The 26,556-nt window shown below is 64.3% G+C and carries 18 protein-coding genes and 3 pseudogenes; 6 read left to right on the top strand and 15 right to left on the bottom strand.

Features of this window, described 5'->3' with window-relative positions; translation table 11 throughout:
• The first annotated feature begins 10 nt into the window (after positions 1–10).
• Positions 11–1,053 (top strand): annotated as a pseudogene (locus DC31_RS03375) (ATP-dependent DNA ligase).
• Here DC31_RS03375 and ligD read toward each other — a convergent pair.
• Both ligD and DC31_RS03365 read right to left on the bottom strand, forming a co-directional pair.
• Complete coding sequence (gene ligD / locus DC31_RS03370) at positions 1,026–2,126, bottom strand: non-homologous end-joining DNA ligase (protein WP_036277052.1); 1,101 nt, start codon at positions 2,124–2,126, stop codon at positions 1,026–1,028. The pseudogene DC31_RS03375 and the gene ligD sit on opposite strands and share 28 nt — an antisense overlap.
• Positions 2,127–2,164: 38 nt before the next feature.
• A complete protein-coding gene (locus DC31_RS03365) occupies positions 2,165–3,277 on the bottom strand; it encodes an SseB family protein (protein ID WP_036277050.1) in 1,113 nt (370 codons plus the stop codon).
• Between the two features lie 40 nt (positions 3,278–3,317).
• Here DC31_RS03365 and glsA point away from each other — a divergent pair, with 40 nt between their 5' ends.
• The gene (gene glsA, locus DC31_RS03360) at positions 3,318–4,703 is read left to right on the top strand and encodes a glutaminase A (RefSeq protein ID WP_051606374.1); all 1,386 of its coding nucleotides are present in this window, start codon (positions 3,318–3,320) and stop codon (positions 4,701–4,703) included.
• A 5-nt stretch (positions 4,704–4,708) separates the two neighbouring features.
• On the opposite strand, the gene DC31_RS03355 is transcribed toward glsA, so the two are convergent.
• On the bottom strand, positions 4,709–7,177 hold the full coding sequence (locus DC31_RS03355; protein WP_036277048.1) for an ATP-dependent helicase: 2,469 nt from the start codon (positions 7,175–7,177) through the stop codon (positions 4,709–4,711).
• Positions 7,178–7,273: 96 nt separating this feature from the next.
• Here DC31_RS03355 and DC31_RS03350 point away from each other — a divergent pair, with 96 nt between their 5' ends.
• Positions 7,274–7,663, top strand: a complete 390-nt coding sequence (locus DC31_RS03350) for a pyridoxamine 5'-phosphate oxidase family protein (RefSeq protein ID WP_036277045.1) — start codon at positions 7,274–7,276, stop codon at positions 7,661–7,663.
• Positions 7,664–7,703: 40 nt separating this feature from the next.
• Positions 7,704–8,098, top strand: a pseudogene (locus DC31_RS03345) (YccF domain-containing protein).
• 69 nt (positions 8,099–8,167) lie between these two features.
• Here DC31_RS03345 and DC31_RS19100 read toward each other — a convergent pair.
• The 5 genes from DC31_RS19100 to DC31_RS03325 form a co-directional block, all read right to left on the bottom strand.
• The gene (locus DC31_RS19100; protein WP_051606373.1) at positions 8,168–8,497 is read right to left on the bottom strand and encodes a hypothetical protein; all 330 of its coding nucleotides are present in this window, start codon (positions 8,495–8,497) and stop codon (positions 8,168–8,170) included.
• On the bottom strand, positions 8,494–11,325 hold the full coding sequence (locus DC31_RS03340) for a lamin tail domain-containing protein (RefSeq protein ID WP_235201311.1): 2,832 nt from the start codon (positions 11,323–11,325) through the stop codon (positions 8,494–8,496). Before DC31_RS03340 ends, DC31_RS19100 begins: the two co-directional genes overlap by 4 nt.
• Positions 11,326–11,503: 178 nt before the next feature.
• Positions 11,504–12,526, bottom strand: coding sequence for an ABC transporter permease (locus DC31_RS03335; RefSeq protein WP_036277039.1), 1,023 nt, complete (start codon positions 12,524–12,526; stop codon positions 11,504–11,506).
• Complete coding sequence (locus tag DC31_RS03330; RefSeq protein WP_036277035.1) at positions 12,523–13,455, bottom strand: ABC transporter ATP-binding protein; 933 nt, start codon at positions 13,453–13,455, stop codon at positions 12,523–12,525. Before DC31_RS03330 ends, DC31_RS03335 begins: the two co-directional genes overlap by 4 nt.
• Positions 13,456–13,543: 88 nt before the next feature.
• Positions 13,544–14,530: a glycerophosphodiester phosphodiesterase family protein gene (locus tag DC31_RS03325; RefSeq protein ID WP_036277562.1), complete on the bottom strand. Its 987-nt coding sequence runs from the start codon at positions 14,528–14,530 to the stop codon at positions 13,544–13,546.
• Between the two features lie 87 nt (positions 14,531–14,617).
• Here DC31_RS03325 and DC31_RS03320 point away from each other — a divergent pair, with 87 nt between their 5' ends.
• Together DC31_RS03320 and DC31_RS03315 are read left to right on the top strand one after the other, a co-directional pair.
• Positions 14,618–15,523 (top strand): Bax inhibitor-1/YccA family protein, encoded by a 906-nt coding sequence (locus DC31_RS03320; protein ID WP_036277032.1) that lies wholly within the window; start codon positions 14,618–14,620, stop codon positions 15,521–15,523.
• Between the two features lie 147 nt (positions 15,524–15,670).
• Positions 15,671–15,943: a GlsB/YeaQ/YmgE family stress response membrane protein gene (locus tag DC31_RS03315; protein WP_036277028.1), complete on the top strand. Its 273-nt coding sequence runs from the start codon at positions 15,671–15,673 to the stop codon at positions 15,941–15,943.
• Between the two features lie 6 nt (positions 15,944–15,949).
• On the opposite strand, the gene DC31_RS03310 is transcribed toward DC31_RS03315, so the two are convergent.
• The 7 genes and pseudogenes from DC31_RS03310 to DC31_RS03280 form a co-directional block, all read right to left on the bottom strand.
• Positions 15,950–16,996 (bottom strand): RNA polymerase sigma factor, encoded by a 1,047-nt coding sequence (locus DC31_RS03310; protein WP_051606371.1) that lies wholly within the window; start codon positions 16,994–16,996, stop codon positions 15,950–15,952.
• 1 nt (position 16,997) lies between these two features.
• Positions 16,998–17,423, bottom strand: coding sequence for a YciI family protein (locus tag DC31_RS03305; protein WP_036277025.1), 426 nt, complete (start codon positions 17,421–17,423; stop codon positions 16,998–17,000).
• A 111-nt stretch (positions 17,424–17,534) separates the two neighbouring features.
• A pseudogene (guaA, locus tag DC31_RS03300) lies at positions 17,535–19,109 on the bottom strand (glutamine-hydrolyzing GMP synthase).
• Positions 19,106–19,621: a DUF3817 domain-containing protein gene (locus DC31_RS03295; RefSeq protein ID WP_036277023.1), complete on the bottom strand. Its 516-nt coding sequence runs from the start codon at positions 19,619–19,621 to the stop codon at positions 19,106–19,108. The pseudogene guaA and the gene DC31_RS03295 overlap by 4 nt, the downstream one beginning before the upstream one ends.
• Positions 19,622–19,729: 108 nt before the next feature.
• Positions 19,730–24,451 (bottom strand): ExeM/NucH family extracellular endonuclease, encoded by a 4,722-nt coding sequence (locus tag DC31_RS03290; protein ID WP_235201310.1) that lies wholly within the window; start codon positions 24,449–24,451, stop codon positions 19,730–19,732.
• Between the two features lie 151 nt (positions 24,452–24,602).
• Complete coding sequence (locus DC31_RS03285) at positions 24,603–25,358, bottom strand: SURF1 family protein (RefSeq protein ID WP_081813722.1); 756 nt, start codon at positions 25,356–25,358, stop codon at positions 24,603–24,605.
• A gap of 59 nt (positions 25,359–25,417) precedes the next feature.
• Positions 25,418–26,536 (bottom strand): GuaB3 family IMP dehydrogenase-related protein, encoded by a 1,119-nt coding sequence (locus tag DC31_RS03280; RefSeq protein WP_036277016.1) that lies wholly within the window; start codon positions 26,534–26,536, stop codon positions 25,418–25,420.
• Positions 26,537–26,556 lie beyond the last annotated feature (20 nt).

The raw sequence follows: 26,556 nt of genomic DNA, 5'->3' as shown, positions 1-26,556 counted from the left end.
AGATGGACGCATGCGCTACGAGATCCCCACACCGATGCTCGCGAAGGCTGCCGCCGCGGTTCCTGACCCTGCAAAATACGACGGCGGGATGCTGTTCGAGCCGAAGTGGGATGGATTCCGCGGGCTCATCGCGTGGGACGGTGACACGCTCGAGATCGGATCCCGTGGCGCGAAGCCCCTCACCCGCTACTTTCCTGAACTCGTAGAGGCGCTGGCACAGATCCTGCCCGGGCCATGCCTGCTCGATGGTGAAATCGTCGTGGCCACCGGCGAGGCGGGCGCGCAGCGGCTGGACTGGGAGGCCTTGAGCCAGCGCATCCACCCAGCGGCGTCACGAGCACACGCCTCGCCGAAGAAACACCGGCGATGTTTATCGCCTTCGATCTGCTTGCCGAGGGCGAGGACCTTTTGCAGGACATCCCGTTCCGCGAGCGACGCGAACGTTTGGAACGAATGCTGACGGGCGCCGCGCATCCGCTCCACCTCACACGCACGACCGAGGACCGCGACGTAGCTGTCGGATGGCTCGCCGAGTTCGAGGGAGCCGGGCTCGACGGGGTCGTTGCGAAGCCCCTCGATCAGCCGTACGCGCCGGGCAAGCGCACGCTGATCAAGATCAAGCACGCCCGCACGGCGGATGTTGTGGCGCTCGGCTATCGCATCCACAAGTCCGGCTCAGGGGTGGGATCGCTGCTGGTTGGGCTGTATGACTCCGACGGCGAGCTGCGACAGGTCGGTGGCGTCGCGGCGTGGAGCGACAAACGGCGACAGGAACTCGTCGATGAGCTCGCTGGGCTCGTAGAGCGCGATGAGGATGGCGCTGCGGTAACAGGCGCCGGTGAGCGCAGCCGGTTCACTGGCTCGAAGGACGTCTCTTTTGTGCGCCTCCGGCCGGAGAGTGTGCTCGAGGTGCGCTACGACCAGCTCGAGGGCGCCCGCTTTCGCCACACAGTGCAGTTCGAGCGCTGGCGCCCCGACCGTGAGGCACGCTCATGCACCTACGAGCAGCTCGACACCGTCGCCGGCTACGACCTCGCAAACGTCTTGGCCTGACCGTCACTCTCCGATGCGGTTGCGTCCTCATCCCAGTTCTCGGCAACACGCTTACTGGGCTGCACGCGGGGCGGCTCGCCGGGCATCTTCGGGAAGTCTGGCGGAAAAGACAGCTCGCCGAGGCCGTCGGCGAGGTCGCGTTCCCACCAGCCGAGCAGCGTGTCGATCCGCCCGGGCTTGTCCTGCATCCGCGCCCACGGGTCGCCAGCATCCGCAAGGCGCTTCGGGATGCTCTGCACGGTGAACACGGTCGGATCAAGGCCGTCGAGCTCATCCCACTCCACGGGCGTCGACACCGTCGCGCCCGGAAGTGCCCGCGGGCTGTAGGCGCCCGCCATCGTGCGGTCACGGTTGGCCTGGTTGAAGTCGACGAAGATGCGCTCGCCGCGCTCTTCCTTCCACCAGTTCATGGTCACCTGCTTCGGCATCCGCCGCTCCAGCTCCCGACCGGCCGCGATCACCGCGTGCCGCACATCGAGAAACTCCCATTCCGGCACGATCGGGCAGAACACGTGCAGTCCGCGGTTCCCGCTGGTCTTGATGAACGCCTCGAGCTCGCCCTCGCACAGCACCTCCCGCAGCGCGTGCGCGGCGGTTACGGCATCCGCGAAGTCTGTTCCCGGCTGCGGATCGAGGTCGATGCGCAACTCAATCGGGTTATCGGTGTCAGTCGCAAGCGACGCCCACGGGTGAAAGACAATCGTGTTCATCTGCACGGCCCAGACGATCGCGCTCGGTCGGTTCAAGACGATCTGCGGATGCTGTCTGCCGCTGTTGTACGTCACCGTCACTGCGTCCACGAAGTCGGGGGTGCCCTTGGGCGGATTCTTCGAGAAGAAGCTCTCACCGCCGATACCGGCACGGAATCGTTCCAGCGAGACCGGCCGCCCGCCGTTCGCGTTGAGGAACGGCTCGGCAACGACCTGCACGTACTCGGCGAGCTCGGCCTTCGTGATGCCAGCCCCTGATCCTGCCGAAGGGGCAGGCCAGATCACACGGTTCGGGCTCGACACATCGACGTCTCGCTCCCCGTCAGGGTCGGAGATCGTTAGCGTCACGCGCTCAGAGGCCATGCTCCGACACTAGGGCGGGCACGCCCTCCGCGGTAGTGTCAGGCGTCGATATCGATGGCGAGCACGAGCACCGAGCTCAGTGCGTCCCGCTCGACGATGATCGAAGGACCGGCAGAGTCGACGAGCACACCGGCGATCTCGGTGTGCTCAGTGAGCACCTTCGCGAGGCGTTCTGGGGTGAAAGGCATGGGCTTGTCGCCTCGGCCGAGAGCGACAATCTCGAGCGGATGCGAGAACACCTGCAGGAAGCGCTTGCCTTCGGCGGTACGCGCTTCTGCGATGCCAACCGGCGCGCCGTTGCCGCCATCGTTGACAGCAACCCAGACCTTGGTCCTCGCGAGAGCGTTGCCGACCTTCTGCGCCGTGTCCTGCTCGCGCGGCGCGGCCAGCAGCATCTTGATCGTCATATCGGCGTCGGACTGCTCGAGCGCACGCTCAAGGATCTCAATCGGGAACACCGCACGATGCACACCCGACGCGTTGTCGATGATGAGGCCGTTGAACTTGCCCGCAACGACCTGCTGAAGCACAGCTGTAACCGGCTGTGCGACGGCGGTAGTAGCCGTCGGATCAGTCTCGCGCTGCACGGAATCTCGCACCGCAACTGCTGAGCTGAACGCCAGCATGAATGCGCGCTCACCGTCACGGACGACGGCGACCGAGAGGGGCTTTCCTTCGGTGATCTGCGTGCGCGCATCGCCGTGCACACGCAGGTACAGGTGGCCCTGCAGCATCTGGCGAAGCACACCGATCAGCTGCTCGTTAGTTGCTCCTTCACCGAGTTCAGCAAGCGCTGTGCGCAACAGCACGTTGTCTTTCATCCCGGGAACCGACTCGGTCTCGGCGGGGGGCAAAGCGGCGGCTAGCGGCAGACTGCGCTTTTCGGGCGGCGCAGGCGCCGCGGGCGGAGCAGGCTGAATCGGGGTGGTGGCTGCTCGCGCTGGCGCTGGCTCGTTCGGGTCTGGGAGTTTCACTTCGGGGCCAGCATCCGCGCCAACGCCACGGAACGCCTGTACCGAGATTCCGATCTGAGGAACAGGCTCGGCGGGTATCTCTGGGGCACTCGCCTCTGCCGCCGCCTGCGCTTCGGCAGATGTCTGCGATTCGGGCACGACGTCGTCGGTCTTCTTGCGACGGGAAAACAAAGCCATATCTGTCAGCCTAACCCGCACCGCCCGTAGCATGGGGCCTATGGCAGCCCCCGAGAAACTCTCTGACATCGTCACCTCGTTTCTTGATGTCGTACACGATCGGCTCATCACGGACACGCGCGGATCAGTCGCCGATTACATCCCCCAGCTGGCAGGCGCCGATCCTGATCTGTTCGGGATCGCCCTGTGCGGTCTCAACGGCCACGTCTATGAAAGCGGCGACACGGATGTGGAATTCACAATCCAGTCGGCATCGAAGCCGTTCGTCTACTCGCTCGCCCTCGATGACCGTGGACTCGACGCTGTACACGTACGCGTCGGCGCCGAGCCCAGCGGCGAGGCGTTCAACTCCGTCAAGCTCGAGGCCGGTACCGGACGCCCGCCGAACCCGATGGTCAACGCGGGCGCGATCGTCACGACCTCACTCGTCAGGGGATATTCACCCGAAGAGCGCTTCGCCCGAATCCTCGCCCGGCTCAGCGCCTTTGCAGGCCGAGAACTGCACGTCGACGAGAGCGTGTTCGCTTCTGAACAGGAGTCGGGTGACCGCAACCGGGCCCTCGCGTACCTGATGCGCAGCGCGGGCTCCCTCACCGCGCCCGTGGCAGAGACACTCGACACGTACTTCCGTCAGTGTTCTGTGCTCATCACTGCGCGCGACATCGCGGTGATGGGAGCGACTCTGGCGAACGGTGGCGTGAACCCGCTGACGAACGAACGGGTAACAAGCGCCGAAACATGCCAACACGTCATGACTATCATGGCGACCTGCGGCATGTACGACTATGCCGGGGAATGGCTACTGCGCGCAGGCCTTCCGGCGAAGTCCGGAGTCGCTGGCGGACTCGTTGCGAGCTCGCCCGGCGAGTTCGGGCTCGGACTGTTCAGCCCGCGTCTCGACACGAGCGGTGCCAGCGTTCGCGGTGTCGTCGCGGCCGAACGACTCGCGACGCGGTTCGGACTTCATGTGCTTCACCGCCCGCTCACGCTGTCGGCGGCCGAGGTGACAGCGGCCGATGACGCACTCGCGGCGGGCCTGGGAGCCGAGCAGGATGCCGAGGCCCAGCAGATTCTGCAACAGAACGCCGACGACCTGTCCGTGTGGCGCCTTCGCGGCTATATCGACTTCGACGGCGCCGAACGGCTGCTCCTCAATCTCGATGCCTGGCTTGCCGCGCGCCCGACCGACCGAGAATCGCCAGCGGTCATCGTTCTTGATCTGACCGAGGTCACGCAGTTGCAGTCCGTCGCGATGTGGATGCTGGCCGCGCTCGCCACCTGGTGTCGGGAGCGTGGAATGCGCGTCATCGCGAGCGACCCGCAGGGCCGCAGCCTCGGCGTCGCAGGGCTCTCACAAACGGACGGCTTCGACCATGCGATGCGTGATGCCGCAGCGACGGCAGGCGGCAACCAGAACGACGGCTGAGTGGCCTATAGCTTTTCGATCGGGGCGATCTTGATGAGGAGCTTCTTCAGCCCCGCAGAGTCGAAGCGCACGTGGGCAATGCGCTTCGCGCCTTCGCCCGTTACGGCATCCACTCGTCCGTCACCGAAGTCGGCGTGACGGATACGGTCGCCGGTCGCGAGTTCGAGATCGCCGTTGTCGCGCACCTTGCCGGTGACTCGGTTCGGGAACTTGTCCATCGAGGTCGACAGCGGCTTGAGCGTGTCGCGCGGCGCCAGTGGCTTGACGGCAAACCGATCGCCGCTGCCACCGCTATCGCCACCGAAGCCACCGCGCCGCGCGTTGAGCGCGCGCGATTGCATGCCTCCGCGGGAATTCACATCGCCCGGTGACTGGCGCCAATCGACGAGCCCCGCCGGAATCTCTTGCAGGAACCGGCTCGGCATGGCCACGTTCACTTCGCCGAACTGTGCGCGGGTCATCGCCAGCGACAGATGCAGACGCTTGCGCGCACGAGTGATGCCGACATAGAACAGCCGACGCTCTTCCTGCGGTCCGCCCGGCTCCCCCGCCGAGATCCGGTGCGGGATGAGGTCTTCTTCGACGCCGGTGACAAACACTGCGTCGTACTCGAGCCCCTTCGCCGTGTGCATCGTCATCATCGACACCGAGCCGGACTCATCGTCCAAATCGTCTGCGTCTGAAACCAGCGCGACTTCGGTGAGGAAGTCGATGATCGTACCCTCGGGGTTGTTGCGTGCGAAGTCGCGGGCGACGGCGACGAACTCGTCGAGGTTCTCGACACGTGCTTCGTCTTGCGGGTCGCGGCTGGCGCGCAACGTGTCGAGGTAACCGCTCTTCGAGAGCAGCAGGCTGAGTCCGTCTGCGACGACCGTTGGCGCCGGAATCTCACCGGATGCCGGCAGCATCAGCGCCGTCGCCTCAGTCAGCACCGCGTCCAGCCGCGCGATTGCGCCCTGGATCTTTGGCCCGACGCCGAGTTGACCGGGCATTGACAGAGCCTCGCGGAAGCTGATTCCCTGCTCTTCGGCGAGCCGTGCGATCGACGTCTCAGTGACATCTCCGATCCCCCGGCGCGGCTTGTTCAAGATGCGACGCACCGACATGTCATCGGCCGGATTCACGACCGAGATCAAATAGGCGAGCGCGTCTTTGATCTCGGCACGGTCGTAGAACTTCGTGCCGCCCATGATCTTGTACGGCACCGCGGAACGGATGAAGATCTCTTCCAGAGCACGCGACTGCGAGTTCGTGCGATAGAACACGGCCATCTCGGAGTACGGCATGCCGGTGCGACGCAACGCCTCGACCTCGTCAGCCACGAACTGCGCCTCGTCGTGCTGCGAGTAGCCGGTGAAGCCGACGATCTTGTCGCCGTCGCCCTTGTCGCTCCAGAGCTTCTTGTCTTTTCGATCGAAGTTGTTGCCAATCACCGCGTTTGCCGCCGAGAGGATGTTCTGCGTAGAACGGTAGTTCTGCTCGAGCAGCACGACCCTGGCGCCAGGGAAGTCACGTTCAAACTCGCTGATGTTGCGGATGTCTGCACCGCGGAACGCGTAGATCGACTGGTCAGAATCGCCCACGACGGTCAACGATGCACCATCGAGCGCGGGCGCCGTCGGGTCTGAATGCGATGGCTCGAAGATCATCATGCCGTCAGCGGCATATGGATCAGGGGCATCGCTCGACGCGGGCCGGGTCAGCTCGTGGATCAGCGAATACTGCGCGTGGTTGGTGTCCTGATACTCGTCGACAAGGATGTGTCGGAACCGACGACGGTAGGTGTCGGCGACCTTGGGGAACGCGCGGAACAGGTACACGGTCTGACCGATGAGGTCATCGAAGTCGAAGGCGTTCGCCTTACGCAGATTCCGCTGATAGTCGGAGAAGATCTCGACGAACTTCCGCTCTGTCGGGTCGCTCATGTTCGCGTCGCGCGAGTAGGACTCGGCATCCTGCAACTCGTTCTTGAGCTTCGAGATGCGTGACTGCACGGATGCCGGGGTCAGTCCGTACGCGTCGGCCTCGTGCTCTTTCACCAGACGCTTGATGAGTGCCCGGGAGTCGCCAGAGTCGTAGATCGTGAACGATTTTGTGAATCCGAAGTGCTCGGCCTCACGACGCAGGATACGCACGCACGCAGAGTGGAAGGTCGAGATCCACATGCCTCGGGATGCTTCACCCACGAGCGCTCCGACCCGCTCGCGCATCTCGCCAGCGGCCTTGTTCGTGAACGTGATCGCGAGGATCTGACTGGGCCAGGCCTCGCGATTGTGCAGCAGCGATGCAATGCGCCGGGTGAGCACGCTTGTCTTACCGGAACCTGCACCCGCGACGATGAGCAAAGCGGAACCACGGTAGGTCACTGCTTCGAGCTGTTGCGGGTTGAGACCCGCGAGCAGGTCGTCCTGATCCTCTGCCCCCGTAAAGCGTGGGCCAGCGGCGGACGGGACAATGAGAGGCGCTTCGGTCATGGCCTTACGAGTCTAAGCCGGGGTTCTGACACCGGGGTACGATCGGATCAGGCGGACGACGCGAGCGGGACCCTCGGGGTTCGGAACGGTGCGGACATGATCGAAACCCTGAGCGAGCAGCTGTGCTTCGAGCTGCTCCGCACGACGACCGTGGGTCGACTCGGCTTCGTCGAGGATGCTCGAGTGCAGATCATCCCGGTGAACTACCTCGTCGATGACCGGGACATCTTGATACGGGTCACGCCCGGCGGAGTCCTCAGTGTGCTGCCAGACAGCCCAGTAGAAGTAGCGTTCGAGGTCGACTTTCATGATGATCTGGCTGGATCTGCCTGGAGTGTGCTGATGCACGGCCCTGTCTCCGCCGAGGAAGAATCGGAGCCGTTCACCGGTCGCGGATCTCCCTGGGCGGGCGGTGCTCGCACGCTACTGCTGCGACTGCGGATCCAGTCCATCTCGGGCCGCAGCGTGCGCCGAGAGAGAAACTGACCGTCAGTCCGGAGCAGATCGGTCGTGCGACAATGGCCCTATGCGCACGATCTTGAACATCATCTGGGTGATCCTCGCCGGCTGGGGACTATTCCTCGGCTACGTCGTCGCCGGAATCCTGCTGTGCATTCCGATCGTCACGATCCCGTGGGCGATCGCCTCATTCCGCCTCGCGGGCTTTGCCCTCTGGCCCTTCGGCAGGCAAGTGATCGAGAAGCCGACCTCCGGTGTCGCGCGTTCCTCGGCAATATCATCTGGGTGGTTCTGGCCGGATGGTGGCTGGCGATCGGCCACATCATCTCTGGTGTCGCACTCTGCATCACCCTCATCGGCATCCCCATGGGAATCGCCGACTTCAAGATGGTGCCAATTTCCCTCATGCCGCTCGGCAAAGAGGTAGTTTCTGCGCGGCGAGGCCCCTTCGACAAGAGGTAGGCCCCGCGCGTAGAAGGGGGTGTGCCGGATCATCCGGCGCACCCCCTTCTACGTCACATCACACGGATGCTACGACACCCGAGTCCGGCGCCGTGCGGCCACCACGAGCCCGCCGGCGAGCAGAAGCCCGAACGCCAGCACGAGGTTGCCTGCCGGGAGCTCTGAGCCTGTGGCTGCAAGAGCTCCGCCAGGCTTGACTTCGATGTTCACCCAACCGAGCAAGTCACCGGCCGCGGAGTACACCGCAATGCGGTGAGCCCCGGCCGGAGCATCCTTCGGGATGGTGACGGTGATCGCGCCAGCGGCGTTCAGCGTGCCATCGGTGAGGAAGATCGGGTCGGAGTACATCCAGACCTCGACATCTGCACCGGCATGCTGTGCGCCAAGCGTGATCGTCACCTGACCGCCAGGAGCGACGATCGATTCGCTGGCGGTCGCGCCGCCATTGTTGCTTTCGACGAGCGCGCTGCCTGGCAGCGGCTCGATGGACGCTCCGGGCTGGCTTCCGCCAGTGCCGGGGCCACCATCGCCACCCGAGCCATCACCCGGACCAGCGCCACCCGAACCATTGCCGCCGGCCAGCGTGCCGACTCGCAGTGCTTCGGACGCATATCCGTCGGCGAACCACCAGACCGGACGCTGACCGCCTGTCGACAACGACGCCGGCGCCGTGGCGAAGCCTCGTTGTTGATGTCAGGCAGCCCCGGTGCGCGCGTGAAGTGTGCGATGCCGGGCTGCGCGGTGCCATTGAGGGTGATCTGGGCGGACTTTCCCCCACAGCCGTCATCGCACACGGCCCACATCACGCCGAGCACGGCGTCGTAGTCCAGCGCCATGACGCCGGCGAGGCCCGGATCGATGGTCGAGACGAGCACCGCTGAACCATCCGTCTTCAGTGCGAAGGCGTACACCCCGCCACCATCTTCAACAGCGACGAAGAACAACCCGTTGCCGCGGTCCGCGTATACGGAGGGATCGTAGGCCGACCGAGTGTTGTCATCGAAGAGCTTGCCTGTGAGAGCAGCATCCGGCACCCACTCGACTGCCTCGATGCCGAGGTTCGCGCCGACCGCCGGAAGCAGCGCGGTGAGGTCCCACTCGGTCTGGGCGATGAGGTCGGCATCCGATGCATTCGGGTTGACCTGCAGCACCTTGTTCTGATTGACGCCCTTTGCGCTGTTGTCACGCTCGGATGCCACATACACAAGGCCATTGTCGTCAACCGTGATGCCCTCGGTGTCTGGTCCGGCGGCGCCGGGGTTGCCGGCATCCTTCTGGAAGCGCACGCGCTTGCCATCGGTCCAGCCGTCAGCCGGTGTGATGGAGCCGTCGGCCGAAGCCTTCAGCTTCCAAATGCGACCTTCGCCGTTGTCGACCGCCCAGAGGAACGTACCGTCGGCGGTCTCCTGCGTGTCGAGTCCTGAGCTGTCTTCGAGGAAGGTGGGCAGGACGTCAAGAACGCGTACCTCGGCCGAGCCTGGCCAGGGTGAGACCGCGATCTCGCCGGCACAGATGTTGGCTGCCCCCTTGGTCGGCTCTGCCGTAACCGCAAAACTGCCGGTGATGTCGGGGCAACGCCCCCAGGTCGTGGCCGCGTGGCTCGTGCCCCACGAGGTCGAGTCGACCAGCAGCTCGCCGTCGAATACGCGAACGGTGTCGTCTTTACCGATTCCGAAGTCCAACGTGTCGAGCACGAGGTAGCCCCCAGCAGGGATGCTGGTGCCGTCGGCGATGACGTGTGCGTGCGAGTCGTCGTTATCCTTCACCACGATGCCAGAGACGTCGAGCGTCGCATCGGTCGGATTGACAAGCTCCACCCAGTCGGGGTCACCGTCGGATTCGACCTCGTTGATGCGCACCGGGTTGCCACAGGCGTTTCGGATGCCGGGGGTGCCGACTGCAACATCAACGAATTCTCCGATGCCGTCCTGGCATCGAGCCCAGAAGCCCTCCGCATGCTTCGGATAGGCGTGCTCTGCGACGGTCAGTCCGTCCGCATTGCGGATGGTGACGGTGTCGCCGTTGCCGAGACCGAAGGTGAAGTGATCGGTTCCGTTGAAGACGAAGTACGCGCCAGGCTGGAGGATCGTGCCCTCAGCCAGCGGATGCACGTCGGCGGCGTGACTGGTCGGATCGTTGTCCATGAGGGTCCAGCCAGAGATGTCGATCGACGCGTCGCCGGTGTTGACGATTTCCGCCCAATCCGGCTTGCCGTTCGAGTCGATCTCGTTGATTGCGATTGTCGGAGGAACGCAGTTGTTCGCTGCACCAGGAGTCGCATACGACAGGGCGAAGGCACCGACGCCATCGACGCAGCGAGCGAGTGTTGCGGCAATCGCGTCGCCGTTGATGTTGGCGTGGCCCTCCCACGTGCCGGTGCGGTCGATCAGCTGACCGGCCGGCGCGAAAAGACGGATCTCGTCGGCGGAACCGATGCCGATCGCTCCCGCGAACGTGCCGTCCGCATATGTCTTGGTCTTATCGTTGTACGCCAAACCTGCAGTGTTCTCATCGATGACAAGGAACTGTCCGGCGGCGATCGACGAGTGTGCGGGAAAGGCCCAGCGGTGGTCGTCGGAGTTGTCGCGGAGCTCGTATCCCGAAAGATCAAAGGCTTCGGTCCCGGGGTTGTAAAGCTCCACCCAGTCGGCAGGCTGTGAGTCGACCTCGTTGAGCACGACGGAACCGGCGACCGGTGTCTCGCCGGGAGTTTCGGGTTCTTCCGGCGTCTCTGGTTCTTCCGGCGTTTCCGGCACGTCGACCGGGAACGTGTTCGCTGCACCCTTGGTGCTCGCGTCCGTCAGGCCCCAGACGAGCTCTCCGTCGACGTCCTGAGCGCCCCAGCTGGGCACGGCATGTGTGTCGGCGGGCCAGGTCGTCTGCAGCAACGGCTCTGCGCCGTTGGCATCGCCCGGCGCGAAAACGCGCACGCTGTCGCCCTTGCCGAGACCGAAGTCGAAGTCACCAGCGCCGGACTTGACCGTGTCAATGACCAGGTAATCATCCGGCGCCACGATCGTGCCGTCGGGGAATGTGTAGGGATTCTTGTCGCTGTTGTCCTGAACGACATAGCCGCTCAGATCGACATCGCTGTCGGAGTAGTTGTAGAACTCGATCCAGTCGTCCGGGCTTCCTCCGTTCGACACAACTTCGTTTATGCGGACGCCGAGCGGTGCGTCAGCACCGATGGCAGAGGTGGGAACGGCAAGCAGCAGGGCGGCGCTCATTGCGCACACTGCTGTTGTCGCGAACCCGCGTTGCAGGCGAGACATGTGACTCCAGGGTCAGGAAGAGAACGGGATACGTCCAGACCATCGAGTCGCGCTTAAATTTCTGCGTCGAGAAGATGTCCACCACATGAACGGGCTGTGGCCAGCCATGGCGGTGAGGCTCAGGCTGTGCAGCTCAGGCGATGCGGGTACCCGGTGGCAGCATCCGCGCCGGAGTGCGCGTGCGCGCCCACGCGCCGGCGAACAAACCTGCGGCGATGACGATTTGGATGCCGAGCCCGACGAACCAGCTGGGAACACTCCTGTCGATGACTTCACGCGGAGTGGGGTAGGTCGTTGACAGCATCTCATCGCACGCGTCCCACCGTTGATCTGCGGGCGGCTGTTGCGCGCTGCGTACGCCGTACTTGATTTGACCGAATAGATCGACCGGCGAGCCATGGGCGTCGAACACCGTCGGTGTGGCATCTGCCAGCACCACGAACGGGTTCGCAGCGAGCGTCCACCAGACCCGATCAAAGCGCGGTGTCTCGTACGTGTACGACTCCCAGCGGGTGCAGTCCGCGTTTCCGGCGTTGTCGAACGGACGGTTGTACGAGGTCGTCTCGCTACGCAGTGCGGTGCCGCCGAGCCCGAACGCGATGAGAGTTCCGATCGTGAGTGCCGCCACGACGAGATAGGTGGCCGCCACCGAGAACAACGGACGTGCAATGAGTCCGCTCAGGCCCACACCGACCGCGGCAACGACGATGATCTCGGCGGCGAGCACGAGTAGCGACACCGCAAGCGTCGCCGGATACACGCCGCCGCCAACCAGCGATACCGCGAGGAATGGCAGCGCGACGAGCAGGAAGACTCCCCCGGTCGCGATTGCAGCGAGCAGTTTGCCGAGCATGATGTCACCGGTCGACACTGCTGTGACCTGCACGGCGGCGAGGGTTGCGGCATCCCGATCGCCGTTGATCGCATTGCCGCTGAGCGTCGGCGAAATGAGGACGACCAGCAACAGAACGAGGTTGACCACGATCGAGTAGACGCCGGCGCCCGCTGCCCCGGTGTACGAGTACACCGCGAATGCAAGGACGGTGCAGCCAAGCAGGATAACGGCGAAGACGCCCAGCAGGATGTACCAGCCGACGCTACGTAGTCGCTGCGTGAGCTCAAGTCGGGCGATGGTGCCGATGTGCGCAATGCTCATGCTCCGGCCTCCGTCCGAGGAAGGTTGAGGAACGTATGCTCCAGGGCGCTCTGCGCCGGAGCGAACTCGGCAACGGCGAGGCCGGCGTCAACGATCCTCCGCAACCCGTCTGCCGCGGCATGCTCTGCGTTGAAGCCGACGATCACACCGTTGCGATCCGTGCCGAGTGCCCCAGGCGCCATGGCAAGCGCCGCAGCGATCTGCTCGACGTCGGCTGCCAGCCGATCCGTCGCGCTGTCAGCAAGGCGAATGCGCCAAGCACGCACGGTCTCGCGTTCGGGTGCCGCATCAACAACAGCACCCGCGACGAGGAACACCGCGTCGTCGATGACCTCTTCGAGTTCGGCGAGGATGTGGCTGGAGATCAGCACCGTGCGTCCCTCGCCCGCGAGCCGCCTGAGCAGCTCCCGCAGTTGCACACGCGCCTGCGGATCAAGACCCGATGCGGGCTCATCCAGCAGCAGCACCTGCGGGTCATGCACGAGCGCCCGCGCCAAGCCGAGCTTCTGCTTCTGACCGCGTGAGAGAACCTTCGCCGGAGCGTCCGCAAGGTCATCGAGACCGACGAGGGCGAGCAACTCAGCAGCCCGCGCCTCGGCTGCGGATCGCTCGATGTCGTAAAGCCGCGCGGTGGTAACGATCGTCTCGCGGGCGGTTAGCGATGGCCAGGCGCCGAGGGCATCCGGCATCCAGCCGAGCAGGCGACGTGCAGCGAGCGGGTCCTCCAGCGGATCGATATCGTTGATACGGATCGTGCCCGATGCTGGCGCCAGCAACGACGACAGCATCAGCAGCAGTGTGGTCTTGCCCGCACCGTTGGGGCCGACCAGCCCCGTGACTCGCCCGGGTGCGGCGTGGAAGCTCGCGTCTCTGACGGCATGCACCGTGCCGAAAGATCTGCTGACACCATCGGCAACGATTCCGCTCATGCCGTCATCCTGACATCTAGGCGGCACACGGTCTGAAGACTCGCGGCAGACGCACAGCCAGCGCGGCGATCGGCTGGTCGGGCGCCGCTTAGCTCCGAAAGAACGCCACTCCGAGGTCAGCGTGGTCGACGAACACCCCATCGATGCCGGTTCGAGCGATCGCTGCCCACTCCGACTCGTAGTCGCCGTATTCCGAGCGGCCTCCGGTGCCACGAAATTCTGTGGCGAGGTACGAATTCTCAGGGCGCGCCGTCCAGGTGAACACCTTCAGGCCGCGCGCGTGCGCATCTTCGACGATCGTGTTGCCTTTGGCGAGCAGCATCCGCTTGTTGACGCTGATGCCGTCAACCTTGCCGACCAGCGCATCGAGGCCACTGGGCGTGACAGTCGCCAGGTAAGTGTCCGCCTGACGGCCGTGAGCGACGAGTTGATCGTACGGGCGGCCGGATGCCTCGATCAGATAGATGTACGACGCGGAGATGTCGGTTGCCCGCAGCTGCACAAGGACGGTCGACTCGAAAGACTCGATGATCAGGGGCAGCTCGCCGTCCGCCCATCCGGCCGCTTTCACATCGTGGGCGACCAGCGGCGCCAGATCGAGCCCGATGCTCGCGAAGTAGGTGGCGTGTTTGATCTCGACGACGACGCCAATCTCGCGCCCGTGCTCGACAGATCCCGCACGCACGATGTCGAATACGTCGCTCAGCCGTAAAATCCCCTGTGCTCCGTCGAAGCTTGCACTCGACGCGCGCACCTGCGGAAGCCGCTCGCGCGTGCGCAACGTCGCAAGCTCGTCCCAGGTGAAATCCTCGGTGAACCAACCGGTCAGCGCATGGCCATCAATACGCTTGGTGCACTTACGGTCGGCGAACTCGGGGCGTGCCTCGACATCAGTGGTGCTTGATATCTCGTTCTCATGGCGAACGACGAGGACACCATCCTTGGATGCGACGACGTCGGGCTCAACAGCATCCACCCCCATCGCCAGAGCGAGTTCATACGAGGACCTGCTGTGCTCCGGACGGTACCCAGGGGTGCCCCGATGGCCGATGACGAGGGGAAACTTCCTGGGCATGCTCCCAGCGTAGAACACACCATTGAGCGATTCGCGCCGGTATCGTAGTGTTCAGCGACCTGTAAACCCTTTTGGAGTGAGGCCACGATGAGCAATTTCGCATTCAACAACCCGGCGTTCAAGCAGCAAGATCCGCGCAACGTCGCGACCTATCCTGGCGGCCCGCAGGCAGCTGCTGGCGCACAGGCCGCGTCGGTTCAGCACGCAGGCATGGATGCCGCAGCCAACGCACAGCTCGAGGGCATGTACGCCGCGCCCCCGGCCGGTGCTATTGAAACTGACCGCATGAGCGTTGAGGACACGGTCTGGAAGACCGCTGGCCTGTTCGCAATCCTGCTCGTCACCGCCGTTGTCGGCTGGATATGGACGCTCGGCGGTGTACGGGCTGATCCGTCCGCGGGCGTATCGATGCTTCCGTGGATGATCGGCGCACTCGGTGGCTTCGTCCTCGCGATGGTCATCACGTTCACGTCGCGCAAGAAGGTGCGCCCGGCACTGATTTTCGCTTACGCGGCTCTTGAAGGGCTGTTCGTCGGCGGTATCTCGGCGTTCTTCGAGATGATGTGGCCCGGTATCGTCATGCAGGCGACACTCGCAACCCTCTCTGTCGTAGGTGTAACGCTCGCTCTCTTCGCAAGCGGCAAGATCCGCGCTTCCAAGAAGATGACCAAGATCGTCATGATCGCGATGGTCGGCTACCTGGTGTTCTCGGTGCTGAACCTCATCCTGATGTGGACGGGTGTTCTGCCGGCTGGTCAGGCATTCGGTCTCTACAGCGCAACGATCATGGGCATCCCGCTCGGACTCATCATCGGCGTCCTGGTCGTCTTCATGGCGGCGTACTCGCTCGTGTTGGACTTCGATCAGATTCAGCAGGGCGTGCGCAACGGCGCTCCCCGCCAGTACGGCTGGCTCGGCGGCTTCGGCATCATGGTCACGGTCGTGTGGCTGTACGTCGAGATTCTGCGCATCATCGCCATCGTTCGCAACTGATCACCAAACGACCTCTCTGTCGCAGAAAAGGGCCCATCTCCACGGAGATAGGCCCTTTTCTCATATTTGAGACTCGCCCGCAAGGGTCTAGCAAGACTTCGTTGAGTGCGGCATCATATTGTCACCGCTACAGAAAGGGAGAACATTATGGGTTTCCTCGCATTTCTTATCCTTGGACTGATCGCTGGCGCCATCGCCAAGCTGATCCTGCCGGGTAAGCAGGGTGGCGGCTGGATCGTCACACTGATCCTCGGAGTCGTCGGAGCAATCCTCGGCGGCTGGATCGGCGGCATGCTCTTCGGTGTCGGCATCAACGAGTTCTGGAGCCTGTCCACATGGGCTCTCGCAATCGGTGGCGCAATCATCGTGCTGCTGATTTACGGCCTCATTGTGGGTCGTGGCAGCAAGGCAAGTCGCTAACCCTCGCTACTGAGAGGCCTTAGCCTCAAGAAAGGCGCGCTCCCTGTCGTTCCCCGCGAATTTCGCGGCGGTGGCGAACTCGGAGCGCGCCTCTTCTTTTCGTCCAAGTCGCATGAGCATCTCGCCGCGCGTCGCCGAGAGCAGGTGGTAGCCCTTGAGAGCACCGGATGCCACAATTCGATCGATGATGCGCAGAGCGGATGCGGGGCCGGTCGCCATCGCGACGGCCGCAGCCCGGTTGAGTTCGACGACCGGCGACGGTGCGATGCGACCGAGTGCTTCATAGAGGACAACGATTCGATCCCAGTCGGTGTTATCAATGGAGGCCGCCACCGCATGGCATTCTGCGATCGCCGCCCGTAGCCCGTAGGCCGTTCGCCCTCCGCCGATGGCGTCGGCTGCGGCGAGTTCCGCGCGGCCTCGTAAGAGGCGGCCGCGGTCCCACTGAGAGCGGTCCTGATCAGCGAGGTTTACCGGCTCCCCCTGTGCATCAACTCTGGCGGGAAAGCGCGCGGCGGTGAGCTCCATAAGCGCGAGCAGGTTGTGCGCGTCGCGCTCTTGCGGAAGGAGCCCGATGAGCACTCGCGCGAGGCGGATTGCCTCGATGCTGAGTTCTGGGCGCATCCAGTCCGAACCGCTGGTGGCAGCGTGACCCTCGTTGAAGATCAGGTAGAGCACTCCGAGGATCGCGCTCAGACGCTCGGGGTACTCCTCGCGTGGCGGCAACTCAAAAGGCACCTTCGCTGCCGACAGCGTCCTCTTCGCGCGCACGATGCGGTCGCGGTAGCGCTCCTGCCGACGCCATCCGTCAATCGCCTTGCGCTTCGCGACCGACGTGAGCCAGGCTGCAGGATTGCGCGGCACGCCCTCAGCCGGCCACTGGCTCAGCGCATCGACGAGCGCATCCTGGGCGAGGTCCTCGGCGAGACCGAAGTCGCCGACCATGCGAGTGAGAGTCGCGACGATCTTGGCCGATTCGATACGCCACACAGCGGCGACGGTACGCTCCACGCTGCTAGTAGAGTGCACCGTCGCATCACCGGTTGCGGTCATGTCACTGCTGGGCGCGTTGCGCCTGCTCGCCGCGCATTTCCTGTTCCTTCTGCACCCATTCATTGTCGGCCGGGAAGTCCTCGACTCCGGTCACGCGGCGTACCTCAAGAAATGAGCCTGCGCCGAGCGGGGCGCGCTTCGCCCATTCTGCGGCCTCTTCGCGGGTAGAGACTTCGAGGATCCAGAAGCCGTTGAACAGTTCCTTGGTCTCGCCATACGGCCCGTCCGTGACGAGCGGTGTCTCGGCAGAAAAGTCGACGACGAAACCTTCCTCCGCATCGCTGAGGCCTTCGCCCGCAACAAGGACGCCCGCCTTCGTCATCAACTCGTTGTACTTGCCCATCGCCTCGATGACCTGCTCGAACGGGACGTTCTTGTATGCCTCGACTGCTTCGTCCGTCGCGCGCATAATCAACATGTACTTCATGATTGTTCTCCTTGAGTCTGGGGCCGTTATCGACCCTCTCACTGAAGACGTCGAACGGGAAGAGTCCGGATCGACAAGGAGACAGGAATTTTCAGCGCGGAAGTGACTTCGTCACTCCCACTCGATGGTCCCCGGGGGCTTTGAGGTCACGTCGAGAACAACGCGGTTGACGTCGCGCACCTCGTTGGTGATGCGGTTGGAGATCTTCGAGAGCACGTCGTAGGGCAGGCGCGTCCAGTCGGCGGTCATCGCGTCTTCGCTGGAGACCGGGCGCAGCACGATCGGGTGACCGTAGGTGCGGCCGTCGCCCTGCACGCCCACCGAGCGGACGTCGGCGAGCAGCACAACAGGGCACTGCCAGATCTCATTGTCGAGGCCCGCGTTGGTCAGCTCTTCGCGAGCAATCGCGTCGGCTTCGCGCAGAATCTCGAGACGGTCAGCGGTAACCTCGCCCACGATGCGGATACCGAGGCCGGGCCCCGGAAACGGCTGACGTCCGACGATCGCCTCGGGAAGGCCGAGCTCACGACCGATCGCGCGCACCTCGTCCTTGAAGAGGGTGCGCAGCGGCTCGATGAGCTCAAAATCAAGGTCTTCGGGGAGGCCCCCGACGTTGTGGTGCGACTTGATGTTCGCAGTGCCAGTGCCACCGCCAGACTCTACGCGTCCGGGTAGAGCGTCCCCTGCACAAGGAACTTCACCGGCTCCCCCGACGCCTTGGCTTCGGCGACGAGATCGAGCTGAACCTTCTCGACGCGCGAATGAACTCGCGGCCGATGATCTTGCGCTTCTGCTCGGGGTCACTGACGCCCTCAAGGTGACCGAGGAACGTTTCTGCCGCGTCAACAGTGATCAGACGCACACCTGTAGATGCCACGTAGTCGTTCTCGACCTGCTCACGCTCGCCCTTGCGCAACAGTCCGTGGTCGACGAACACGGCAGTCAGTTGGTCACCAATCGCCTTGTGCACGAGAGCAGTGGAGACAGCCGAATCAACGCCACCGGATAGGGCGGAGATGACGCGGGCGGAGCGACCTGCTCGCGGATGCGGGCGATCTGCTCGTCGATGACGTTGCCGCTGTTCCAGTCGGCGGCGAGTCCCGCGGCCTTGTGGAGGAAGTTTTCGATGACCTGCTGGCCGTGGTCGGAGTGCTTCACCTCAGGGTGCCACTGCACACCGTAGAAGCACCTCTCTGCACTGCCGAAGGCTGCGACCGGAGTGGCCGCGGTGGAGGCGAGCACCTCGAATCCTTCTGGCGCGCGGGCGACCTGGTCGCCGTGGCTCATCCACACGTTCTGGGTGTTCGGCTGTCCGCCGAGCAGTACGCCGCCGTCGCCGGTGAGCGCAGCATCCGTCGCACCGTACTCACGAAGCCCGGTGTTGGCGACCTCGCCGCCGAGTGCCCGCGCCATCACCTGGAAGCCATAGCAAATGCCAAGCGTCGGGATGCCGAGATCGAAGATTGCGCTGTCGAGCGAAGGCGCTTCTTCGGCGTAGACCGACGAGGGCCCGCCGGAGAGAATGAGCGCGACCGGGTTCTTCTCGCCGATTTCAGCGGCGGTGACCGTGTGCGGCACGATCTCGCTGTAGACGCCGGCCTCACGGACGCGACGCGCGATGAGCTGCGCATACTGGGCACCGAAGTCGACGACGAGGACGGGGCGCTGGGCGGTATCTGCGCTCATCGCGTGGCCTCCTGGGGGTGGGTTTCGGCGGCGAGGGCCGCCTCACGGGATACGAGATATGCCTTGACCTCGCGGGAGACCTTGGCCTCCATGATGAACGAGAGCGCCGGAATGACGCCACCGAGAGCGAGCACGATGAACCGCGAGAACGGCCAGCGCATCAGGCTCCACATGCGGAAGCAGGCGAAGAGGTAGACGACGTAGAACCATCCGTGCGCCACAAGGATGAATAGCGAGATGTTCACGCCGTCACCAGCGGAGACGAGATCGCAGCCCATGCCTCCCGGCACGAACAGCGAGAACCACTGGCATCCGTCACCGACGATGACCGGAGCGAACCAGAGGATCCCTCCAGAGCCGCCGGCGAAGAGCTCGACGTGAATGGGGCTGTACTTCAGGATCATCTCGGTCAGCAGCAGAAGCAGCATGACACCCGTGATGATCGACGCGATCTGGTAGAACTTCAGCGCCCCGCGGATCTTCGGGAAGGAGGCAGCTTTGGGTTCTGGCATGGCGTCAAGTCTACCCGGGGTCGCAGGCGCACCGCCGCGCAGGCTTGCCGCACAACGACAGAGGCCGCCGGGTTCACCCCGACGGCCTCTGCGCGTGTATCAGCGGACTCAGAACCAGCCGCGCAACAGCCCCCACAGCCAGTCGATGATGTCGCGGATCACTCCGCCAACAGCGCCGCCGTTGCCACGGTTGACCGTGACAGTGCCTGTTGCCTGGTCTCCATCCGCCTGAGCGACGATGACGGTGTACTTCCCGGCATTCGCCTTCTTGGGAACCGTGACTGAGCTGGCGAAGGTGCCGTCTGCACGAACCGTGACGGTGCCCAGCTCAACGAGCTTGCCCTTCTTCGGCTGGAGGGTGACCGTCAGGATTTCGCCTGCTTCGAAGCTCGCACCGGTGATGCTGAGCTTCTTGCCTGCGCTGACTGTCTTCGATCCGACATTGATCGTTCCGGCGAACGTCTGCTCGATTTCATCCGCAAACGTGACCGGCACCTGCACCGAAGTGGCGCCGTTGGCGACCGTCAGCACCTGCGCACCAAAGACACCATCCGGAACCGTGAACGCCAGGCTGGCACGCCCCGCTTCGTCGGTGGTGTCAACGATTGTCGGATCCACAGCGCCGGTCGCGAGAACCGTGTCACCAAGCGACACAGTGACGTCGCCCTGGGCTGCTTCACCGGCGCTGAACGCCAGCGACGACAGGTCGATCGTGACCTGGTCGCCTGTGCTGTAGCCATCGGCATCCGGAGCACTCAGCGCCACACCGACCGCGCGCTGGGCGAGGTCAGGTGATGCGGTGCCGTTGGCGTCGAACCAGTCCACCATCGACGCGAGGTCGATCTTTCCGGTGTCTGCCTTGTTCGTGCCCTCTGCGAAGGTGAAGAAGTTGTCTCCACCAGCCGCAAGGAACGAGTTCGCCGCGACGACGTAGGACGCCGCCGGGTCGATTGGACTGCCGTTGAGCGTGATCGACGTGATCCGCTCCCCTGCCGCTGCCGTCGGGTCGTAGGTGTACTGCACGCCTTCCGAGACGCCGAGCTTCAGGAACGGACGGCTCGAACCGGCCGGCTGCCACTGCTCCTCAAGCACAGCCTTCAACTGCGCACCAGTGAGGTTCACCGTGACCAGCGTGTTGGCGAACGGCTGCACCGTCGCGGCCTCACGGAACGTCACGTTGCCATCGGCGTCGTCTGCACCGCCGGACGCGTAGGTGAGATTCGCACGGATGCCACCCGGGTTCATCAGCGCAATATCTGCGCCGGTGGCCCACTGGTGAACGTCAGCGACGAAGTTTCCGATGGTCGACTCACCACCGCGGTTCTCCGACGCGTTCGTTTGACGTGCACGGTTGAAGTCAGCCGTGATGCCACCGACCGGCTCAGCGCCCAAGACATCGGCTTCAGCCTTCGCCGCGTCGACGATGTCCTGCACGCCCTTGACTGCCGGGTACAGCGCGGTTCCCTTGTCGGTGAGCGGCTTGATCTCGTTGGTGATCGAGAGCAGCTCCTTCGACTTCGGGTCGACCTTCAGGTTCATCAGACCGAAGTTCTCGCCGTACTGCCCTGCCGAGACGACCGGGCGGCCGTCGATGACGTGGTTATAGGCAAGGTGCGTGTGCGCGGACACGATCGCGTTCACGCTGGGATCAACGCCTTCGACGATCTTGCCGAGGGCCGACTCGGGGGTGATGCTCGCAACGTCGGTAGACGTCGCACCCTCGTGGACCAGCAGGATCAGCACATCGGCTTCACCGTTGGTGTCATCACCATCGGTGAGATCAGTGGCAACACCGTTGACCGAGTCGACGATGCTGCGCACCTCGAGATCAGCGATGCCTTCGCGGGAGACTAGCGAGTCGAGCTCTTCTGTGACAGCACCGATGAACCCAACCTTCACGCCCTCCATTTCGGTCACCCATGCGGGCGCAAGCGCCGTCTCACCGGTGTCGGTGACGAAGACGTTCGAGGAGATGTACTCCCAGTCCGCGCGGCTCTGCACGCGGTCACGGAGGTCTTCCCAGCCCTGATCGAACTCGTGGTTTCCGGCGGCGCTCACATCGAGTCCGGCGGCGTTCAGCGCATCGATCGTGGGGTTGTCATCGTTGATGAACGAGGTGAACGTGGAGGCACCGATGAGGTCACCCGCTGCGGCGAACACCGTGTTCGGGTTCGTATCACGCACCGACTGCACCGCACCGGCAAGCACCGCTGCGCCCGCCGAGAGGTTGTCGGCCTCGATACGACCATGGAAGTCGTTGATCGTGACGATGTCGATGTTGACCGGTGGGATCTCGGTAGAGATGCCGACGATCACCGGGTCGTGGTCGCTCGAACGGAACGGCGTGCCAGCCTCAGCAGCGCCGAACGAGTAGCCACGATCGCTCCACTCCGAAGAGTTGATCCCCCAGACGCCTGTACCGCTGACCGACTGCGTCAGCGACGGAGATGCGATCGCGTGATCGAGAGAGCCGAGCTCGCCGTCAAACGTGTAGGTGTACTGGCCGGCGGCGTTCGCCGGCACGAGGTCGGTCCAGCCTGCCTGCGCGAACACATCGATCGGGTCTTCCTTGCCGTAGGCATTGAAGTCACCGAGCAGGAGGACGTCGTCGCTTTCGCTGGTCGTTTTCAGAGTCTCGGTGAGCTCAAGCAGTGACTGCGCCTGCGCCGTGCGGTCCTCGTTGAAGAAGCCCTGTCCATCAGCGGGCTCAGCGCCGCCGCCGGATGGCGGGGACTTTGACTTGAAGTGGTTCGCGACGACCGAGACGACCTTGCCGTCAAAGTCGAACGTCTGCGCGATCGGCTCACGTGCGTTGTTCCACACGGTCTCGTCGACCACCGTGACGCTGTCGCCTACCGGGCTGGCGGCATCCTTCTTGTAGATGATCGCGTTCGTGATCACGTCAGTGTCGGTGTTGAGTAGCGCGGCCGGCGTCGGGACGTATGCCCAGATGTCGGAGCCGGCGTCGTCGTTGAGACCGCTGACGAGGTCCTTGACTGCGGTGTCGACTGGCTTGTTGAAGTGGATCGAGTTTTCGATCTCCATCAACGCGACCACGTCGGCGTCGAGACCGTTGATCGCCGTGACGATCTTCGATTTCTGGGTCGCGAACAGCTCAGCGGTCTTGGCCCCACGAGCGTTTGAGTCTTCGCTCTGCAGCGTCGTGAAGTAGTTGAAGACGTTGAATGCTGCGACGTTGACGTCGCCGCCAACCTCGGGAGCCGTCTCAGGGCGCGGGTTGCTCGCCTCGAACGTCGCTTTGTAGGCTGCATCGCTGGCATCGTCGATCGCGATGACAGGCTGCAGGCGCCAGTCATCGAAGCCATACTGCAGCACGTAACCGGTCTCGGCGAAGTCGACGAGGTCGCCGTTTCGCACCGCGGTGTCTGCCGTGAAGTAGGGCTGCTCGCCAGGGTGCGCGTTGCTGGTGACCTGCGAGTTCCAGCCGTCGTCGAGCAGGATGCGGTCGGCGCGGTTCGCGGCGGCGATCGCATCGGCGTCGGCACCAGGACGAGTGGTCTCAGTGCCCTTGACGTTGAGGTCGCCCGGGTTCAACCACAGCGTGCCGAAGTTGTAGAGCTGGTGGCTGGAGGCGACCAGGTAGGCGCCGGTCGGCGCGACGAGCATGTTCTCGTAGGCCTCCCGGTCGGTTCCGACCACCGATTCCGGCAGCGGGGTGACGGCAGGAACGCCGGCGGCGGCCGTCGCGACGGTCACATTGCCCGCGGCTGCCGGTGCGATCTGCGTCTGGCCGAAGTACTCCGAAACGCTGCCCGTAACCGAGACAAGATCTCCGATCGCGAGTGTCGGGGCCAGGTTGTTGAGGAAGACGAAGATACCGTCGGATGCTCCGGGCGTGGCATCCGTGTCGCCGCCGCTGCCGGCGGTCTGGATCGCAATGCCCTTGTACCCGCCGACGCGATAGTCGCCGGTGACGATGCCCTCGACGGTGACCGTCTGGCCAGCGAGCGGAGAGACATCGCCTGTGCCCTGCACCTCAGCGATGGAGGTCGCCTGGCCGGGCTCCGGTTCAGGTTCGGGATCCGGGTCGGGATCCGGGTCGGGATCGGGGACTGTGCCAGTCGTCTCACCCGCTGCGTTGGTGGGCGACACGGTGGCTGAGAGCAAGAAGTCTGCGCCGTTGGTGTCAGTGTCCGCACCTTCCGCACGGTTCATCGACTTCACGTCGGTGTTGGAGGAAGGCGCCGCAGCAAGCGTGCCCTCAAAAGTATTCGAGCCACCGTAGCCGAGCAGGTCAATGACACCATCGACGCCCACGATCGAACCAGTGCCGAGGGTGACCGCCGAGGTTCCCTGTACGAGCGCAACCGTGCCAGTGGTGCCGCTCGGGTTCAGAGCGCCCGACACATCCGCCGTGGGCAATTCCGAAGCTGCCGATGCGCCGCTGTTGGTGCCGCCCTTAACCAGGAAATACCCGCCGGCCGGAATCGTCCCGGTCAGCGGGGTCACACCGGTGAATGCGGCAGCGCCGCCCGCGGAGCGGTACTGCAGCGACATGCCGTCGAGAACGATCGGCGCGTCGGTGGGGTTGTACAGCTCGACGAACTTGTTCTTGAACGCCGCACCGGCGCTACCACCAGAGAGGTAGGCCTCGTTGATCACAACGCCTGTGCCGTCAACGGCGGCAGAGGCGGGAACAGCGCCGAGAGTTCCGATGGCGAGAGCGGCGGTTGCGGTCGCTGCGAGAGCCGCAAGGCGCCCCCGTCTGCGTGGGATAGACGATCCAGTGCGCAGCACTGCACCGTCGGGGGCGAACATCATGCGGTAGGTCTCCTCGACGTCGACGGAAATGGCCCTGAATGCCTTCATGAGGCACACAGGCGGCATCCACCGCGAACGCCTAACAGAGGGGTTGGCGGGGCTCCGGGAGCGAGCCTAGGTCGGGCCGCCGACATCCTCAATGGAGTTCACCGATCACTAACCAAAAGGCCACCTTCTGGTGCCTCAGCCTCTATGACCATCAGGATGCCGCGGCTGCGCGCTCTTCGAATTCCTCGACTTCGAGCTCCCAGCGGTCCTTCGCCAGGCGATACCAGATGTAGAACGCGAAGCCAGCGAAGACTGCCCACTCGATGGCGTAGAAGACGTTCAACCAGTTCACCGGCGAGATCTCGTCCGGTGCGGGTGAGTCGATGTCGTCCAGGCCTGCGGGCGCCTCGATGGAAGCGAGATAGGGACGATACATAGAAAGCTGCTCGGTGTCGTGCCACTGGCTGAGCAGCATCGCCGGAGACATCCGGCTCATCGCGTACGGGTCGTCCTTCGTCGGCAATGACGTGCCCTCGTCAGAGATCACGCGCCCGGTGATCTCTGCGATGGTACCTGCCGCGTCGGATTCGAGAGCGGATGCCGCGGCATCCGCTGACTCGCGATCAGGTGCCCATCCGAGCGCGACGGCGATCGAGGTGCGCTCGTCCACGCGCAACTGGCCGGTGACCCAGTAGCCCTCGGCACCGTCATTGAAACGAGAAGAGACGACCAGGAAGTCACCGGCGACCCAGGTGCCTTCGGTTTCGACACGCTGCCCGACGTACGGCTCGGGCAGATACTGGCCCGGCATGACGACGTCGGCGAGAGGCCGCACGTCTTCAGTGATACCGGGGGCGGTGGGCTCGGTATCAATCGCACGCTCAAGCTGCCACTGCCCGAGAAAGGCGAAGACACCCGCGACTACGAGGCAGAGGCAGAGCACGCCGATCCAGCGTCCCCGCAGCATGACCTCGCGAAGGGTCGGCGCGAATGTCTGCGGTGTCGTCACGGTGTGCTGAATACCCGTCAGGACTGCGGGTAAGGAGCGAGAACGACCTCGACGCGCTGGAACTCCTTGAGATCGGAGTAGCCGGTGGTCGCCATCGATTTGCGGAGAGCCCCGATGAGGTTCGCAGTGCCGTCGGCGACGGGAGCGGGACCGTAGAGAATCTCCTCGAGCGTGGCGACGCCGTCGACGGCAACGCGGCGGCCGCGGGGAAGCTGCGGGTGGTGTGCCTCAGGACCCCAGTGGAAGCCCCGCCCCGGAGCATCCGTGGCGCGAGCGAGCGCGACGCCGAGCATGACAGCATCCGCACCCATGGCGAGCGCCTTGACGATGTCGCCGGACGTGCCGACTCCGCCGTCGGCGATGACGTGCACGTAGCGTCCGCCCGACTCATCGAGGTAGTCGCGGCGGGCCGCGGCAACGTCGGAAACGGCGGTGGCCATCGGCGCATGGATTCCCAGGACTGCGCGGGTCGTGGACGCCGCTCCCCCGCCGAAGCCGACAAGCACGCCCGCGGCACCGGTGCGCATGAGGTGCAGCGCTGCGGTGTACGTGGCGGCACCGCCGACGATGACGGGAACGTCGAGGTCGTAGATGAACTTCTTCAGATTCAGCGGCTCGGCAACGCTCGAAACGTGCTCGGCCGAAACCGTCGTTCCGCGGATGACGAACAGGTCGACGCCTGCCGCGACTACTGTTTCGTAGAACTCTTGGGTGCGCTGCGGCGTGAGGGATCCGGCAACGGTGACGCCCGCGGCACGAATCTCGGCCAAACGCGACTTGATGAGCTCGGGCTTGACTGGCTCGGAGTAAAGCTCCTGCATCCGGATCGTCGCCGCGTCAGCGGGGAGAGACGCAATCTCGGCGAGCAGCGGCTCTGGATCGTCGTAACGAGTCCAAAGACCTTCGAGGTCGAGAACACCGAGTCCGCCGAGCTTGCCGAGCATGATCGCGGTCTGCGGGCTGACAACCGAATCCATCGGAGCGCCGATGATGGGGGTGTCGAACTGATAGGCGTCAATGACCCAGGCGGTCGAGACGTCTTCAGGGTTGCGGGTTCGACGCGACGGCACTACCGCGATGTCGTCGAACGTATACGCGCGGCGCGCGCGCTTTCCTCGGCCGATCTCGTTGTCCATGCTCACCACTCCAGCCTACC

It is taken from the genome of Microbacterium sp. CH12i (assembly GCF_000685355.1).
Taxonomy (GTDB): Bacteria; Actinomycetota; Actinomycetes; order Actinomycetales; family Microbacteriaceae; genus Microbacterium.
This window is presented reverse-complemented; position numbering and strand designations above follow the sequence as displayed.